Source organism: Streptomyces sp. NPDC058796, from assembly GCF_042745235.1.
GTDB lineage: Bacteria > Actinomycetota > Actinomycetes > Streptomycetales > Streptomycetaceae > Streptomyces.
Genome location: NZ_JBHYOP010000003.1, coordinates 240,350 through 257,199, shown reverse-complemented (window position 1 = coordinate 257,199; position 16,850 = coordinate 240,350). Strand labels below are relative to the sequence as shown.

General features: G+C 71.5%; 11 protein-coding genes, 1 tRNA gene and 1 pseudogene. 4 read left to right on the top strand and 9 right to left on the bottom strand.

Annotation, left to right across the window (positions count from 1 at the left end; all coding sequences use genetic code 11):
* Positions 1-70 precede the first annotated feature (70 nt).
* From ACFW47_RS09855 to ACFW47_RS09845, 3 genes and pseudogenes are all read left to right on the top strand, one after another.
* Positions 71-445, top strand: a complete 375-nt coding sequence (locus ACFW47_RS09855; RefSeq protein WP_386305426.1) for a DUF6344 domain-containing protein — start codon at positions 71-73, stop codon at positions 443-445.
* Between the two features lie 226 nt (positions 446-671).
* Positions 672-1,243, top strand: a pseudogene (locus tag ACFW47_RS09850) (GntR family transcriptional regulator).
* Positions 1,244-1,251: 8 nt separating this feature from the next.
* Positions 1,252-2,046: a glycosyltransferase family 2 protein gene (locus ACFW47_RS09845; RefSeq protein ID WP_386305663.1), complete on the top strand. Its 795-nt coding sequence runs from the start codon at positions 1,252-1,254 to the stop codon at positions 2,044-2,046.
* Position 2,047: 1 nt separating this feature from the next.
* Here ACFW47_RS09845 and ACFW47_RS09840 read toward each other — a convergent pair whose 3' ends face one another.
* The gene (locus ACFW47_RS09840; protein WP_386305661.1) at positions 2,048-2,923 is read right to left on the bottom strand and encodes an FkbM family methyltransferase; all 876 of its coding nucleotides are present in this window, start codon (positions 2,921-2,923) and stop codon (positions 2,048-2,050) included.
* 62 nt (positions 2,924-2,985) lie between these two features.
* A complete protein-coding gene (locus ACFW47_RS09835) occupies positions 2,986-3,180 on the bottom strand; it encodes a ferredoxin (RefSeq protein ID WP_386280106.1) in 195 nt (64 codons plus the stop codon).
* A gap of 544 nt (positions 3,181-3,724) precedes the next feature.
* Between ACFW47_RS09835 and ACFW47_RS09830 the strand changes: the two genes are divergently transcribed.
* The gene (locus ACFW47_RS09830; protein ID WP_386305424.1) at positions 3,725-7,972 is read left to right on the top strand and encodes a hypothetical protein; all 4,248 of its coding nucleotides are present in this window, start codon (positions 3,725-3,727) and stop codon (positions 7,970-7,972) included.
* 129 nt (positions 7,973-8,101) lie between these two features.
* On the opposite strand, the gene ACFW47_RS09825 is transcribed toward ACFW47_RS09830, so the two are convergent.
* The 7 genes from ACFW47_RS09825 to gnd all read right to left on the bottom strand — a co-directional run bounded on the left by ACFW47_RS09825 (position 8,102) and on the right by gnd (position 16,752).
* Positions 8,102-8,178, bottom strand: a tRNA-Ile gene (locus tag ACFW47_RS09825).
* Positions 8,179-8,278: 100 nt separating this feature from the next.
* The gene (locus ACFW47_RS09820; RefSeq protein ID WP_386280110.1) at positions 8,279-9,001 is read right to left on the bottom strand and encodes a DUF3566 domain-containing protein; all 723 of its coding nucleotides are present in this window, start codon (positions 8,999-9,001) and stop codon (positions 8,279-8,281) included.
* Between the two features lie 18 nt (positions 9,002-9,019).
* Positions 9,020-11,614, bottom strand: a complete 2,595-nt coding sequence (gene gyrA, locus ACFW47_RS09815) for a DNA gyrase subunit A (protein WP_386280113.1) — start codon at positions 11,612-11,614, stop codon at positions 9,020-9,022.
* A gap of 42 nt (positions 11,615-11,656) precedes the next feature.
* Positions 11,657-13,717, bottom strand: a complete 2,061-nt coding sequence (gene gyrB, locus ACFW47_RS09810; protein WP_386280116.1) for a DNA topoisomerase (ATP-hydrolyzing) subunit B — start codon at positions 13,715-13,717, stop codon at positions 11,657-11,659.
* A gap of 447 nt (positions 13,718-14,164) precedes the next feature.
* Positions 14,165-14,728, bottom strand: a complete 564-nt coding sequence (locus tag ACFW47_RS09805) for a DUF721 domain-containing protein (protein ID WP_386280118.1) — start codon at positions 14,726-14,728, stop codon at positions 14,165-14,167.
* Positions 14,725-15,846 (bottom strand): DNA replication/repair protein RecF, encoded by a 1,122-nt coding sequence (gene recF / locus ACFW47_RS09800; RefSeq protein ID WP_386280120.1) that lies wholly within the window; start codon positions 15,844-15,846, stop codon positions 14,725-14,727. The genes ACFW47_RS09805 and recF overlap by 4 nt, the downstream gene beginning before the upstream one ends.
* A 30-nt stretch (positions 15,847-15,876) precedes the next feature.
* Positions 15,877-16,752: a phosphogluconate dehydrogenase (NAD(+)-dependent, decarboxylating) gene (gene gnd, locus ACFW47_RS09795; protein WP_386280122.1), complete on the bottom strand. Its 876-nt coding sequence runs from the start codon at positions 16,750-16,752 to the stop codon at positions 15,877-15,879.
* Positions 16,753-16,850: the final 98 nt, after the last annotated feature.

The window sequence follows — 16,850 nt, the reverse complement described above, 5'->3', positions numbered from 1 at the left end:
CACCACTTCGCGACGCTCATACACATCATGAGGAAAGTACGCAAATCGCCCAACCCGAAAGTGAGGGGTTATGGCCCGGAACAAGGTCATGACGCTGTGGACCACCATCGTCACCGCCTTCCTCGCGCTGTGCACGGCGCTCGGACTGATCACGACGACCGCCTCGGCCGCCGTACCGCAGGGCGGCACGCACAGCAACACGGAGAGCGCCTCCCCCGAGACGGCACCCACGGTGGCGATCCCACGGCCCCGGGCCCGCACCGGCTCCCTGCCCCCCACGATGAAACAGCGCATCCGCGCCGAGGCCCACGGCAAGGCCCCCAACTGCCGGCACCGCCCGGCCACCGGAACCGTCGCCACCGCCACCGACCTCCTGTGCGACGACACCGCCGAGTCCCAGACCCAGCACCCGGCCGCCCAGCACACCGCGCCGCTGCAGCGCTGAGCCGGACCCGTCGTACCCCATCAGACACAACCGGCGATCTGCGTACCGCACCACACGCCAGAAACGGCCCGGCCGCTCGAAAGAGCAGCCGGGCCGCCGCCATGTCGCACGTCCCCGGGGACCAGGTCATCAAGACCTCTTGAGGAGTCGTACGCTGTGCCCATCGGGACCGCGACCAGGATCACGGACACCGTCACGACCCCGCACCCGGAACCGGTGAGTGCCAGTGCCCAAGGCGTACGAAGTCATCGCGGACGACCTCCGCCGCTCCATCCTCGAGGGGGAGCGCGAACCCGGCGACCGCCCGCCGTCGGCGGCGGACCTCGCCCGGCACCACGGACGCAGCGCGCCCACCGTGCAGAACGCTCAGCGGCTGCTGAACGACGAGGGCCTGATCGACAAGCACCACGGCCGCGGCACCTTCGCGCGCCGCCCCCGCACACCCCGCGCCAACCGGGCCGCCACCGGCGCCACCGAGCGCGCCACCGCCCTGCACCCCGGCGGCCTCGTCTTCCACGCGGAGTACCAGGAGGCCGCGGCGAGCGCCGAGCCGGCCGGGGCCTTCGGGGTTCCCGAGGGCACCGTGCTGCTGCGGTGCGGCTACCGCACGCGCCGCTCGGCCGAGTCCGCCCCGTTCCACCTGAGGCCACGGCCCCGGACCTGCCGCCGGGCAGCTCGGTGATCCCGCTCCACAAGACCTCGTACGACACCGGCGGCCGCGTGGTGGACGTCTCCGACGCCCCCCTGCCCGGCGACCGCGCGGAACTGCTGTTCACCACTCGTCTGGAAAGGTGGTGAGTGCCGCCGTGGACCGGCGCGTCATCATCGTCACCGCCGTCCACGGGCCCTCGGCGCCCTTTCTGCCCGAGGCCCACCGTTCCCTGTGCGCACAGGAGTTGCCCGAGGGGTGGGAGTGGCGCTGGGTGATCCAGGAGGACGGGCGGACCGACAACGTACGCCCCCACGTGCCCGACGACCCGCGCGTCGTCTTCCGGCAGGGCAGGACCGGCGTGCAGGGCGGCCCCGGCGTGACCCGCACCCTCGCCCTGTCCCACGCGGACGGCGAGTACGTGAAGACCCTGGACGCCGACGACCAGCTCCCGCCGGGTGCCCTGGCCCGCGACGTGGCCGCCCTGGAGGCCGACCCGGCGCTCGGGTGGGCCACGTCGCGGGCGCTGGACCTGCTGCCCGACGGGTCGACGGCCGGCTTCCCGGGCGATCCGGCGCACGGGCCGATCGAGCGCGGCCAGGTGCTCGACTTCTGGAAGGCGAACGGCTACCGCGCCCAGGTCCACCCGGCGACGCTCCTGGTGCGGCGGGACCTGCTGCTCGCGCTCGGCGGCTGGATGGCCCTGCCGGCCTCCGAGGACACCGGCCTGCTGCTGGCCCTCAACTGCGTGAGCCGGGGGTGGTTCTCCCAGGAGGTGGGGCTCCTCTACCGCAAGTGGCCGGGGCAGGTCACCGGCCAGGCGGCCCATGTGGACCCCGGCGAGCGGGACGCCCGGATGGCGGTGGTCGAGGCCAGGGCGCGGGCACTGGCGTCCCTGGGGTGGCGTTCCCCGGCCGACGACCGCCCGTGGGCGGCAGGGGGGCGGCCCTGAATCAGCGGAGCGTCTCCGCGTCGACCCGGGAGAAGATCAGGTCGCTCTCCTCGGTCACGGGCCCCCGCAGACGCACCGGGACGCCCAGCGCGTCGCCGCGCGCAGCGGGGTAGCTCCCGGGCGTGTAGTCGTTGGCCAGCCGGTAGGCGTGGAAGCCGGCGTCGCTCATCACCGCCATCAGTTCACCGATGGAGTCGCCGAGGCGGGCCATGCGCTCGGGGGCCACCTCGACACTGATCTCCGCGTCGGGCCGCAGGGCCCCCAGCATCGGCGCCAGCCCGCGCACGACACCGCCCTCCGCTCCCTCGACGTCGATCTTGATCACCCGGGCGCTCGCGATCTCCGCCGGATCGAGCAGCTCCGGCAGCGGGCGGGCCTCGGTCTCGAACGTGGACTCCGCCGGGCCGTCGTACGGGACGATGCTGTTCGCGCCCATGTTGCGCGAACTGGCGAGGACGAAGGTGAGCGTCTTGTGGCCGTCGGAGACGGCGGCGTTGACCGCCCGGAGGTTCTGGCAGGCGTTCAGCCGGGCGTGCTGCACCAGCCGCCGGTGGAAGCGGGGGGAGGCCTCGATCGCGACGACCCGGCCCGTGTCGCCGACGAGCCGCGACGCGAGGACGCTGAAGACGCCGATGTTGGCCCCGACGTCGACGAAGCCGTCCCCGGGCCGCAGCCGGCGCCGCAGCCAGGCCGTCAGGTGCGGCTCCCAGACACCGAAGAGGTAGAGGTACCGCTGGATCAGGTCCCGCGTGTCCACGGCGAACCGGTCGCCGGAACGCACCTGGACGACTCTGCGGCGCGGGTGCTCGCGCAGGTGCGGATCGAGCAGACGCACGGCGAGCGCCGCCTTCCCGACCGTGCCGGGGGCGCCGCGCACGTAGCGGCTGCCGAGGGTGACCAGCGTCCGCGGGACGACGCCGTCCGGTCCGCCGCGGATGATCACTGCTCCCGCGTGACGGTGATCGCGGCGGCCGGGCACCCCTCGACCGCCTCCCGCACCCGTGGCACGTCCAGGGCGTGCTCCCGCCCGGGTATCACGGCGCCCAGGCCGTCCACCCGCGTGAACACGGACGGGGCCCGGTGGACGCAGTCGCCGGAGCCGTAGCACTGCTCGGGATCGACGGAAATCCTCATACGCCCTCCAGCGGCAGTCGGAAGCGCGACCGGCGGTCGCGGCCAACACGACGTCCCTGCCCGCGGACCGGCCCGCTGAATCCGCCCCCGGCGCGCTGACCACTACCTCAGGAACCACCTGATGGGCGGAGCAGGAACCGGGCTGCGCCATGACTTGGCGGCGGACCGGGTACGAGGCGTCCGCCGAGGACCGACCGCCGCCCCGGGACTCCGCCACCACCGGCATGCTTCGGCACCGGTCCCTCCCCTCGTGGGGACCGGTGCCCAACCATGCCGGCGGCGTGCTGGACGCGCCGTACCGGAACGGGAAGGGCTGGGTCGTCGAAAGCTGACCGAGAACGTGCGGCCTCACGGGGCGGCTTTCGGGGACACCGGGCCGCTGACCTGTCCGGGTGCCGGCCGGCCGACTCGGCACCGCGACGCGATCCTGCCAGCTGCGGTCGCCCGCGAGGAGGCCACGGCGTCATAACACTGACGTAGCCGCAGGTCAGGCGTATAGAGTGAGTTTTCCGGTCCGGACGTCCAGGTGCGGGGGAAGTAAGGAGTGGAGGCCTTGAGTTTCGACTCAGGGGCACGCACGGCCTTCGCCGAACGTCTCGCACTGCTGTACCGGGAGGCCGGCAACCCTCCTCTCAAACGCGTCTCCGAAGCGGTCGTCCGGCTCCAGCGCGTCGACGAACGGGGGCGGCCCGTACGGGTCTCCGCCCAGCGGATCAGCGACTGGCGGCGGGCCAAGAACGTCCCCGCCCAGTTCCCCGCCCTCGCCGCGGTACTGCACGTCCTCATCCCCCAGGCACGGCGCGCGCGGCCCGAGCCGGTCGCCGCGGGCCTGTACGACCTGGCCCAGTGGCAGCGGCTGTGGGAGCGGGCGGTGACCGACCCGACCGGTGAGCGCCCGGCGCCGGCCACGGGCGACGAGGAGGGTGCCGCACCCGACCGGGCCGCGGGCGGCGTCTGCCCCTACCGGGGGCTGGCCGCCTACCGGCAGCAGGACGCCGGCTGGTTCTTCGGGCGGGAGCGGAGCACGGCCGCCCTCGTCGCCCAGCTCCGCGCGGCCGAGGACACCGGCGGCCTGGTGATGCTCGTGGGCGCCTCGGGGGCGGGGAAGTCCTCCCTCCTCAACGCGGGCCTGGTGCCCGCGCTGCGCGACGGCGGGCCGGACGGCAACACGGGACCGCCGAGGGAGGTGGTCCAGCTCGTGCCGGGAGCCGGTCCGCTGGGGGAACTGTGCCGCCGCATACCCGGTCTCGCGTCCGTGGCCGCCGCCGACCGGGCGCGGCCGACGGAACCGGGTGACCCGGGGTTCGCGCGTGCGACCCGGAAGGCCTTCGCGGCCTGGGCCGCCTGCGACGGGCCGGAGGCGGCGGAGCGGCCGACCACGTCGGGCACATCGGCGGCCACCACCACGCCAGGCACCTCAAGCACACCGACCACCTCGGGGACCTCCTCCCCTGCCTCACCTACCTCGACCGCATCGGACACCTCAAGCACCTCGCCAGCATCGGCGTCTTCGGTCTCCTCAGATGCCTCAGATGCCTCAGATGTGTCGGCAAGTCCAGCCCGCCCGGTCCGCCCGGCCAGACAGGGCCGCCCGGCCGATCCGGCGCGCCCCGTCCTGATCGTGGACCAGTTCGAGGAGGTCTTCACCCTCTGCGCCGACGAGTGGGAGCGGCGCGCGTTCATCCGGATCCTCCAGGCCGCCTGCACGCCCGGCGGCCCGGACGACCCGGCCCCCGTGCTGGTCGTCCTCGGCGTGCGCGCCGACTTCTACGAGCGCTGCCTGCGCCACCCGGAGCTGGCCGACGCGCTGCAGCACCGGCACATGGTGCTCGGACCGCTGACCACCGCGGAACTGCGCGAGGCGGTGACCGGCCCGGCCAGGGCCGTGGGCATGGAGCTCGAACCGGGACTGGCCGAGCTGATCGCCCGGGAGGTCGGCACCGACGGCCCGGGCGGCGCGCACGACGCGGGCGTGCTGCCGCTGCTGTCCCACGCCCTGCTCGCCACCTGGCAGCGCCGCAAGGCGGGCCGGCTGACGCTGGCGGGCTACCGCGCGGCCGGCGGCATCCAGGGGGCGGTGGCGGCGACCGCCGAGCGGGCCTGGTCGGACCTGGACCCGGCGGCCCGCACGGCCGCGCGGCTGCTGCTGCTCCGGCTGGTCCGGGTGAGCGAGGACACCCAGGCAACCCGCAGGCGGGGCACCCGGCGCCGGCTGGCGGAGGAGTCCCGGGACCCCGGCAAGACCGAGGAGTCCCTGGAGGCGCTGGTCCGCGCCCGGCTGGTGACCCTCGACGCCGACACCGTGGAGATCACCCACGAGGCGCTGCTGCACGCCTGGCCGCGCCTGCGCGACTGGATCGACGAGGACCGGGCCGGGAACCTGCTGCGGCAGCGGCTGGAGGAGGACGGCCGAGCCTGGGAGGAGTCGGACCGCGACACCTCCCTGCTCTACCGGGGTTCCCGGCTCGAACAGGCCCGCGGCTGGGCGGAGTCCGCCGACGGCACCTTCCTGACCCGCGGCGCGGTGGACTTCCTGGCCGCCGCGGTCAGGCTGCGCAGACGCACCGTCGTGATCAGACGTGCCGCGGTGTCGTCCCTGGTCGTCCTGGCGCTGCTCGCGGTCGGTTCGGCGGTGCTCGCCTGGCAGCAGCGCAACGACGCGGTGTTCGAGCAGGTGGTCGCCGAGGCGGACCGCGTCCAGTACACGGACCCGTCGCTGTCGGCCCAGCTCGACCTGGCGGCCCACCGCCTGCGTCCGGACGACGCGGACGTGCGCAACCGCCTGATATCGATCGTGAACGCACCCCTGGCCACACCGCTCCTCGGCCACACCGGCGCCGTCTACCTGACGTCCTTCAGCCCGGACGGCCGCACCCTGGCGACGGCCAGCTACGACCGCACCGTACGGCTGTGGGACGTGACCGACCCCGCCCGCCCCGAACCCCTGGGCAAGCCCCTCACCGGTCACACCAGCTGGGTGAGCACCGCGGTGTTCAGCCCGGACGGCCGCACGCTGGCCAGCGCCTCGGACGACGGCACGATCCGGCTGTGGGACGTGTCGGACCCGGGCGACCCGCGCCCGCTCGGCGAGCCGCTGCCCGGCCACGGCGGCACCGTCTACCTGCTCGCCTTCAGCCCGGACGGGCGCACCCTCGCCTCCGCCCACGACGACCACGCCGTACGGCTGTGGGACGTGACCGACCCGGGCCGGCCCGGGGCACTGGACACCCTGACGGGGGCCGGAGCGGCGGTGCGTTCGGTGGCGTTCAGCCCCGACGGGCGGACGCTGGCGGCCGGCGGCGACGACGAGACGGTCCACCTGTGGGACGTCGCCGACCCGCACGAAGCGTCCCGGATCGGCTCGCCGCTGACCGGGCACTCCGGTCTGATCCACTCCGTTGCCTTCAGCCCCGACGGCAGGACCCTCGCCAGCGGCAGCGCGGACGACACCCTACGGCTGTGGGACGTCACCGACCCGCACGACGCGGCGCGCATCGGCTCACCGCTGACCGGGCACACCGGGCCCGTCTGGTCCGTGGCCTTCAGCCCCGACGGCGACATGCTCGCCGCGAGCAGCGCGGACAGCACGGCGAGCCTGTGGAACGTCAGCGACCCGGCCTATCCCTCGCAGATCGGCGTGCCGCTGGCGGGCAGCAGCGGGGAGATGTACGCCCTCGGATTCAGCCCGGACGGCCACACCCTTGCCACCGGCAGCGGCGACAGCAAGGTCCGCCTGTGGTCCCTGCCCACCTCGGACATGATCGGCCGCATCGCGGCGTTCCGCCCGGACGGACACGTGCTGGCCACCGCCGCCCGCGACGGGCGGGTCCGGCTGTGGGACGTCAGCGATCCCGCCCGGCCCGTGCCCGTGAGCGAGCCCTTCAGACCGGGCGAGGGCGACATCCGCTCCCTGGTGTTCTCCCCGGACGGCGGCACCCTCGCCGTGCTGACGGGCAGCCGCGCCATGCAGCTGTGGGACGTCACCGCACCGTCCCGGCCCACCGCCCACGGCCCCCCGGTCGTGCTGCGCACCCGTTACGCGGGCCCCGACACCCTGGCCTTCAGCCCGGACGGCCGTACTGTCGCCACCGCTCAGGACGACCGCAGCATCCAGCTGTGGAACACGGAGGACCCGTCCCGGCCCCGCCCGCGCGGCGAGCCGCTCACCGGCCACACCGGCTACGTCAACACCCTGGTCTTCAGCCCGGACGGCCGCACGCTGGCCAGCGGCGGCGCGGACGACACCGTCCGGCTGTGGGACGTCACCGACGCCGCGCACGCCACCGGCCTCGGCGCGCCCCTGACGGACCACCTCGGCCCCGTCAACACCCTCGCCTACAGCCCGGACGGCCACACGCTGGCCAGCGGCAGCGACGACGGCACGGTCCGCCTCTGGGGCGTCACCGACCCGAACCGCCCCGCGCCGGCCGGCGAGCCGCTGACCGGTCACACCGACTCGGTGGTGACGCTGACGTTCAGCCGGGACGGCGCCACCCTGGCCAGCGGCGCCAACGACAACACGGTCCGCCTCTGGGACACCGGCTCACCCGCCGAAGCCGCTCCGATCGGGGAGGCGATGAGCCCCAACGCCAAGACGGGCGGCTTCCTGTCCTTCAGCCCGGTGCGTCACATGCTCGGGGTGTCGAGCGGCACGGACAGCGTCCGCCTGTGGAACCTGGATGTGGACGACGCCATCGACCGCATCTGCTCGGCGACCCGGGGCGTGCTGACCGAGGAGAAGTGGCACGAGTACCTGCCCCGCCTCTCGTACGAACCACCGTGCGAGCGGTGAATCCTTCCCGCGCCCCGGCCGCCCTTGTTAGCCTGACCCACAGCCCGGCCGTCGGCGCATCCCCCGTCGCCGACGGCCGGGTCCGCACGCAGAAGACCCCCAGCCGAATCCGGCTGGGGGTCTTTGTGCTGGTGGGGCTAACAGGATTTGAACCTGTGGCCTCATCCTTATCAGGGATGCGCTCTAACCAACTGAGCTATAGCCCCGCCGCGCTCTGCGGTGTGTGTCCCGCGCGCTGACTCCTGAAGATTAGCGCACGAGGCGGGCAGTCCCAAAATCGGTTGGCGCGGGGCCGGTGGGCGACGATCACTCGTCCTCGGCGAGCGTCAGCTCCACACCGCCCACGAAGCCGGCCGACAGGTTGTAGATGAACGCGCCGAGCGTGGCCAGGGCGGTGGCGAGGACGACGTCGATGACCGCGATGACCGTCGTGAACAGCAGCACGTTGGGCAGCGACAGGAAGGACTGCAGGTCGAAGCCGTTGGACTCGTTGGAGCCGGTCGCCTCGGAGATCGTGCCGCCGACGGTCGAGAAGACGCCCATGGCGTCCATGACCATCCACAGCACGGCGGACGCGACGATCGTGCAGATGCCGAGCGCGATGGAGAGCAGGAAGCTGACCTTCATCACCGACCACGGGTCCGCCTTGGCCACGCGCAGGCGCGCCTTGCGGACGCGGGGCGTGGTGCGGGCGCCGGTGCGCGGGCGGCGCACGGCGGCGGCGTTGCCGCCCTGGGTCTGGTAGGCCTGCGGCGGGTGGTACGGGCCGCCGGGCTGCTGGGGCTGCCGTTCCCCCGGCAGCGGCGAGGCCGCCTGCTGGGTCTGCTGGCCCCGGGTGTCCGTCACAGTTCCCCCCTGGGAATGCGTCTTGGACGAGCTGCCCGAGTGCGAGTCGGTCGCTCCGTCTTCGATCTTGCGCAGTTGAGTCGTGTGCGGATCCGCCGCACGCGTGGCGGAGCCACGGCCGCCCCCGTCCGTTTCCGTACCCCTGGAGGTACCGGCCGATCCGGCGCCCGTGGCTCCGCTCACGATGACTCTCTCCTCGTGCTACTCGGCCGAGGGCGCCTCACCCTCGTCCGTGCCGGTGGTCGCGGCACCCTCGGCGGTCTCGTCGACGACCACGTCGCCGTCGACCTCCTCCGCCTCGCGTCCCGCCTCGGCGTTGCGTGCGATGCCGACCACGGCATCGCGCTTGCCCAGATTGATCAGTTGGACGCCCATGGTGTCACGGCCCGTCTCCCTGACCCCGCTGACTCGCGTACGAATCACACCGCCCGAGAGTGTGATGGCGAGGATCTCGTCGTGCTCCTCGACCACCAGCGCGCCCACGAGCGACCCGCGGTCCTCGACGATCTTGGCAGCCTTGATGCCCAGGCCGCCGCGGCCCTGGACGCGGTACTCGTCGACGGAGGTCCGCTTCGCGTAACCGCCGTCGGTGGCAGTGAACACGAACGTACCGGCTCGAACAACATTCATCGAGAGCAGTTCGTCCCCTTCGCGGAAACTCATGCCCTTGACGCCCGAGGTGGCACGGCCCATCGGACGCAGCGTGTCGTCCGAGGCGGTGAACCGGATCGACTGCGCCTTCTTGCTGATCAGCAGCAGATCGTCATCGGCCGAGACGAGTTCCGCTCCGATCAGTTCGTCGTCGCTGCCGTCCGCCTGCTCACGCAGGTTGATCGCGATGACACCACCCGAGCGCGGCGAGTCGTAGTCCTTCAGCGGCGTCTTCTTCACCAGGCCCGCCTTGGTGGCCAGGACCAGGTAGGGCACCGCCTCGTAGTCGCGGATCGCCAGGATCTCGGCGATGGACTCGTCCGGCTGGAAGGCCAGCAGGTTCGCCACGTGCTGACCGCGCGCGTCCCGGCCGGCGTCGGGCAGCTCGTAGGCCTTCGCCCGGTAGACCCGGCCCTTGTTGGTGAAGAACAGCAGCCAGTGGTGCGTGGTGGACACGAAGAAGTGGTTGACGATGTCGTCTTCCTTGAGCTTCGTGCCGCGCACGCCCTTGCCGCCACGCTTCTGGGCGCGGTAGTCGTCGGTCTTGGTGCGCTTGATGTAGCCGCCCCGGGTGACCGTGACGACGATGTCCTCCTCGGCGATCAGGTCCTCGATGGACATGTCGCCCTCGTAGGGGATCAGCTTCGTCTTGCGGTCGTCGCCGTACTTCTCGACCAGCGCCGTCAGTTCCGCGCTGACGATGCCGCGCTGACGGACCGGGGAGGCCAGGATCTCGTTGTACTCGTTGATCTTCGCCTGGAGCTCGTCGTGCTCCTGGACGATCTTCTGCCGCTCCAGGGCCGCCAGGCGGCGCAGCTGCATCTCCAGGATCGCGTTGGCCTGGATCTCGTCGATCACCAGGAGGTCCATCAGGCCGCCGCGGGCGATCTCGACGGTGTCGCTGCGCCGGATCAGCGCGATGACCTCGTCGATGGCGTCCAGTGCCTTCAGCAGACCGCGCAGGATGTGCGCCCGCTCCTCGGCCTTGCGCAGGCGGAACTTCGTCCGCCGGACGATGACCTCGATCTGGTGGTTCACCCAGTGGCGGATGAACGCGTCCAGGGAGAGGGTGCGCGGCACACCGTCGACCAGGGCCAGCATGTTGGCGCCGAAGTTGGTCTGCAGGTCGGTGTGCTTGTACAGGTTGTTCAGCACGACCTTCGCGACCGCGTCCCGCTTGAGGACGATCACCAGGCGCTGGCCGGTGCGCGAGGACGTCTCGTCGCGGACGTCCGCGATGCCGCCGATCTTGCCGTCCTTCACCAGGTCGGCGATCTTCTGCGCGAGGTTGTCCGGGTTGACCTGGTAGGGCAGCTCCGTGACCACCAGGCACTGGCGGTTCTGGATCTCCTCGACCTCGACGACCGCGCGCATCGTGATCGAACCGCGCCCGGTGCGGTAGGCCTCCTCGATGCCCTTGCGGCCCACCACCAGGGCGCCGGTCGGGAAGTCGGGGCCCTTGATGCGCTCCAGCAGCGCGTCCAGCAGCTCCTCGTGGGAGGCCTCGTAGTTCTCCAGGTACCACTGGGCGCCGGCCGCGACCTCGCGCAGGTTGTGCGGCGGGATGTTGGTCGCCATGCCGACCGCGATGCCCGCCGAGCCGTTGATCAGCAGGTTCGGGAAGCGGGCCGGCAGGACCGTCGGCTCCTGGGAGCGGCCGTCGTAGTTGTCCGTGAAGTCGACGGTCTCCTCGTCGATGTCGCGGACCATCTCCATCGACAGCGGCGCCATCTTGCACTCGGTGTAGCGCATGGCCGCCGCCGGGTCGTTGCCCGGCGACCCGAAGTTGCCGTTGGAGTCGACGAGCGGCATCCGCATCGACCAGGGCTGGGCGAGGCGGACCAGGGCGTCGTAGATGGAGGAGTCGCCGTGCGGGTGGTAGTTGCCCATGACGTCGCCGACGACGCGGGCGCACTTGTAGAAGCCGCGCTCGGGCCGGTAGCCGCCGTCGTACATCGCGTACAGCACGCGCCGGTGCACGGGCTTGAGGCCGTCGCGGACGTCGGGCAGCGCACGCGAGACGATGACGGACATCGCGTAGTCGAGGTACGAGCGCTGCATCTCCGTCTCGAGCCCGACGGGCTCGACACGCATGGCGAGGGCGTCACCCTCGGGCGTCGTCACAGGGGTGTTCTCGTCGGTCATTGCTGGTGAAGGTCCTTCCAGGTGCGGTCAGCTGAGACCGACTCAGATGTCGAGGAAGCGGACGTCCTTGGCGTTGCGCTGGATGAACGCGCGCCGGGCCTCGACGTCTTCGCCCATCAGCACCGAGAACAGGTCGTCGGCCTGCGCGGCGTCGTCGAGGGTGACCTGGCCGAGGACGCGGTGCTCCTGGTCCATGGTCGTGATCCGCAGCTCCTCGGCGTTCATCTCGCCGAGGCCCTTGAAGCGCTGCACGGAATCCTCGCGGATGCGCTTGCCGGCGCCTCGGCCCATCTCGATCAGCGCGTCGCGCTCGCGGTCGGAGTACGCGTACTCGAAGTCGTCCCGGCCCCACTTGATCTTGTAGAGCGGCGGACGCGACAGGTACACGTGCCCGGCCTCGACCAGTGGCCGCATGAAGCGGAACAGGAAGGTCAGCAGCAGGGTGTTGATGTGCTGGCCGTCGACGTCGGCGTCCGCCATCAGGATGATCTTGTGATAGCGGAGCTTCTCGATGTCGAAGTCCTCGTGCACGCCCGTGCCGAACGCGGAGATCATCGCCTGGATCTCCTGGTTCTGCAGGATCCGGTCGATGCGCGCCTTCTCGACGTTGAGGATCTTGCCGCGGATCGGGAGGATCGCCTGGTACTGCGGGTTGCGGCCGGACTTGGCCGAGCCGCCGGCGGAGTCGCCCTCGACGATGAAGATCTCGCACTTCGTCGGGTCGTTCGACTGGCAGTCGGACAGCTTGCCCGGCAGCGACGCCGTCTCCAGCAGGCCCTTGCGGCGCGTCAGGTCCCGCGCCTTGCGGGCCGCGACGCGCGCGTAGGCCGCCTGGATGCCCTTGCGGATGATGTCCGCGGCCTCGTTCGGATTGCGGTCGAGCCAGTCGGTCAGGTGCTCGTAGACGATCTTCTGGACGAAGGTCTTCACCTCGGTGTTGCCCAGCTTCGTCTTCGTCTGGCCCTCGAACTGCGGCTCGCTCAGCTTCACCGAGATGATCGCGGTCAGACCCTCGCGGATGTCGTCACCCGTGAGGTTGTCGTCCTTCTCGCGCAGCAGCTTCTTGTCGCGCGCGTACTTGTTGATCAGCGAGGTCAGCGCCGCGCGGAAGCCCTCCTCGTGCGTACCGCCCTCGTGGGTGTGGATGATGTTGGCGAAGGAGTAGACACCCTCGGTGTAGCCGCCGTTCCACTGCATGGCGATCTCGAGGGACAGGTTCTTGTCCTTGTCCTCGGCCTCGAGGTCGATCACCGTGGGGTGCACCAGCTCTCCCTTGCGGGAGTTGAGGTACTTCACGAAGTCGACGATGCCGCCCTCGTAGTGGTACGAGACGCTCTTGACCTCGTGCTTCTCGTCCTCGCCCGCCTCGTCCGCACCGGCGGTCGCCATCGCCGACTCGCGCTCGTCGGTGAGGTTGATCCGCAGGCCCTTGTTGAGGAAGGCCATCTCCTGGAAGCGCCGGGACAGCGTCTCGAAGGAGTACTCGGTCGTCTCGAAGATGTCGCCGTCGGCCCAGAAGGTGACCGACGTGCCGGTCTCCTCGGTGGCCTCGTGCCGGGCGAGCGCCGCCGTGGGGACACCCAGCTTGTACTCCTGCGTCCAGCGGTAGCCGTCGGTCTTGACCTCCACCGCGACCCGCGTGGAAAGGGCGTTGACGACGGAGACACCCACGCCGTGCAGACCACCGGAGACCGCGTAGCCGCCGCCGCCGAACTTGCCGCCCGCGTGCAGCACGGTCAGCACGACCTCGACGGCCGGCTTCCCCTCGGAGGGGACGATGCCCACCGGGATGCCGCGGCCGTTGTCGACGACCCGGACGCCGCCGTCGGCGAGGATCGTGACGTCGATCGTGTCCGCGTGACCGGCCAGCGCCTCGTCGACGGAGTTGTCCACGACCTCCTGCACCAGGTGGTGCAGACCGCGTTCACCGGTCGAGCCGATGTACATACCGGGTCGCTTGCGGACCGCGTCCAGACCCTCGAGGACGGTGATGGCACTGGCGTCGTACGAGGCGGCGGCCTCGTCGCCCGAGGTGCTCACCACATCGGGCACGCCGGTGTCGGTGGACGGGTTGTTCTCGTTGGGGTTGCCGGAATCGGCCACGAAGCGCCCTTTCTGGCACAGCACGAGCCGGGCTCGTCGGCAGGTTGCCGGAGCGGCTGCGGCATGTTGCGTTGGTAAGCCTTGATCAGCGTTGCTCAGCTAGTCCCGGACGGTCCCCACGATCGGGGCGGGATTGTCTTCCATTCTACCGGTAGCACTGACACTGATGGGGGTTTGCCGGTACCTGAGTCCGCATGTGCCGCCCTGAACCGGGCGCGTCCGACTCCCGATATGCGGATGGGGGCCTCAAGAGGCTCACGACGGCACTCAGCGCTTCCGGACGTCAACCCTTGGCTACTTGGGAGTCAGATCGTGATTCGCAACCGTGTGCGGTGGCACGACGAAGCGGACGCCGAAGGGCCACACCGCCCGCTGACGCCCAATTATGTGAGGTACATCACCCATCCCTGACGGGGTGCCAGAACCCTCGCCGGCCCCCCACAGGGGTCACCCGTAGGTGTCCCCTGGGCCCCGGCTGCCGGGCGCGCGCAACGGGCCGTACCGACGACCGGCGCCCGCGGGACCCCCGGGACCGAGCACCTTGATCATCCGCACCGACCCGTGCCCGAGATCCTCGTTGAGACGGGCCACCAGCGTCGGCGCCAGCAACCGCAGATTCGTCGCCCAGGCCGTCGAGTCGCAGCGGACGACCAGCACCCGCTCGTCCTCGTCGTACCGCTCCGGCACACAGTGCTTCGCCACGTCCTCACCGACGATCTGCGGCCACCGCCCCATCACACCGCCCACCGCGGCCGGCGTCTCCCAGCCGCGCTCGGTGATCAGACGGTTGATCGCCGACCCGAGCGCCATGGGGTCACGCCCGTCGGCGCGCGCACCGGAACGCAGCCCACCGCGCCGCGCCTGCTTCTTCTGCTGTGCGGCGTCCCCACGCGCGCGTGCCGCCTCGCGCGCCGCCCTGAGCGCGACGCGGGCGAGGTCGACACCCGACGGCTCGGGTCCTTCGCCGCCCGCGCCGGGAGTCCCTCCAGGGGCCGGTCCGTCCGCGCTCATACGCGATCCACCGTCCCCTCCGCGACCGAGAACCGCGCACCCGCCAGCACACCCGGCACGTCGTCGTCGACCGCGGCCGTCACCAGCACCTGCTCGCCGGGCGCCACCAGCTCCGCCAGCCGCTCACGGCGCCGCGCGTCCAACTCGGCGAACACGTCGTCCAGGACGAGAACGGGCTCATTGCCCTCCGCCCGCAACAGATCGAACGACGCCAGGCGCAGCGCCAGCGCGTACGACCAGGACTCCCCGTGGGACGCGTAGCCCTTGGCCGGCAACGACCCGAGCTTCAGCAGCAGGTCGTCCCGGTGGGGCCCCACCAGAGTGACGCCCCGCTCGATCTCCTGCTTGCGGGCCTCGGCGAGCGCGCCCATCAGCTGCTCGTACAGATCCTCACGCGTGTGCGCCTCACCCGGCGCCGACGGCTTGTACTCCAGCGCGACGGGACCGCCGCCCGGCGCCAGCTGCTCGTACGCCTTGTCCGCCAGCGGCTGCACGGCGGCGATCAGGTCGAGGCGCTGCGCCAGCAGCTCGGCGCCCGCGCGCGCGAGGTGCTGGTCCCAGACGTCCAGCGTCGACAAGTCCATCGTGCGCCCGCCGTGCCGACGGGCCAGCGCGGCCGACTTCAGCAGGGTGTTGCGCTGCTTGAGCACGCGGTCGTAGTCGGAACGCACCCCGGCCATCCGCGGGGAGCGGGCGGTGATCAGCTCGTCCAGGAAGCGGCGCCGCTCCCCGGGGTCGCCCTTGACCAGGGCGAGGTCCTCGGGCGCGAACAGCACGGTACGGACGATGCCGAGCACATCACGCGGCCTGACCTGCGAGGACCTGTTGATGCGGGCGCGGTTCGCCTTGCCCGGGTTCAGCTCCAGCTCGATCAGCTGCTGCCGCTCGCCCTGCCGGACCTGAGCACGGATCACGGCACGCTCGGCGCCCATGCGGACCAGGGGGGCGTCGGAGGAGACCCGGTGGCTGCCGAGAGTGGCGAGATAGCCGACCGCCTCGACGAGATTGGTCTTGCCCTGCCCGTTCGGCCCGACGAAGGCCGTGACGCCCGGGTCCAGCGGGACCTCGACCCGGGCGTACGAACGGAAGTCGGCCAGCGACAGATGCGTGACGTGCATGGTCGTGCGCCGACCTCCCCAGCCTTTCGGTTACTTCTTCTCGACCGCGTGTCCGCCGAACTGGTTGCGCAGCGCGGCGATCATCTTCATCTGCGGCGAGTCGTCCTGCCGGGACGCGAACCGCGCGAACAGCGACGCGGTGATCGCCGGCAGCGGCACCGCGTTGTCGATCGCGGCCTCCACGGTCCAGCGTCCCTCACCGGAGTCCTGTGCGAAACCGCGCAGGCCCTCCAGGTGCTCGTCGTCGTCGAGGGCGTTGACGGCCAGGTCCAGCAGCCAGGAGCGGATCACCGTGCCCTCCTGCCAGGACCGGAAGACCTCGCGGACGTTGTCCACCGAGTCGACCTTCTCCAGCAGCTCCCAGCCCTCGGCGTAGGCCTGCATCATCGCGTACTCGATGCCGTTGTGGACCATCTTCGCGAAGTGGCCCGCGCCGACCCTGCCGGCGTGCACGGCGCCGAAGTCGCCCTCCGGCTTCAGGGCGTCGAAGACCGGCTGCACCCTGGCCACGTTCTCCGCGTCGCCGCCGTACATCAGCGCGTAGCCGTTCTCCAGGCCCCACACGCCGCCGGAGACGCCGCAGTCGACGAAGCCTATGCCCTTGGCGGCGAGCTCCTCGGCGTGCTTCTCGTCGTCCGTCCAGCGGGAGTTGCCGCCGTCCACGACGACGTCACCGGGCTCCAGCAGCTCGCCGAGCCGGTCGATGGTGGCCTGGGTGGCCTCACCGGCCGGGACCATCACCCAGACCACGCGCGGGCCCTCGAGCTTGCCCACCAGCTCTTCCAGGCTGTGGACGTCGGCGAGGTCGGGATTGCGGTCGTATCCGACGACGGTGTGGCCCGCGCGGCGGATCCGCTCGCGCATGTTGCCGCCCATCTTGCCGAGGCCGACGAGACCGAGCTCCATCAGTTGCGTTCCTTAGGTGTGCGAGGTGGCGGGACGGCACGTCCGGGCCGGCCGGATGCGTGCCGCGGCACTTTCGTACCCGCCCCGAGCCTAAACCC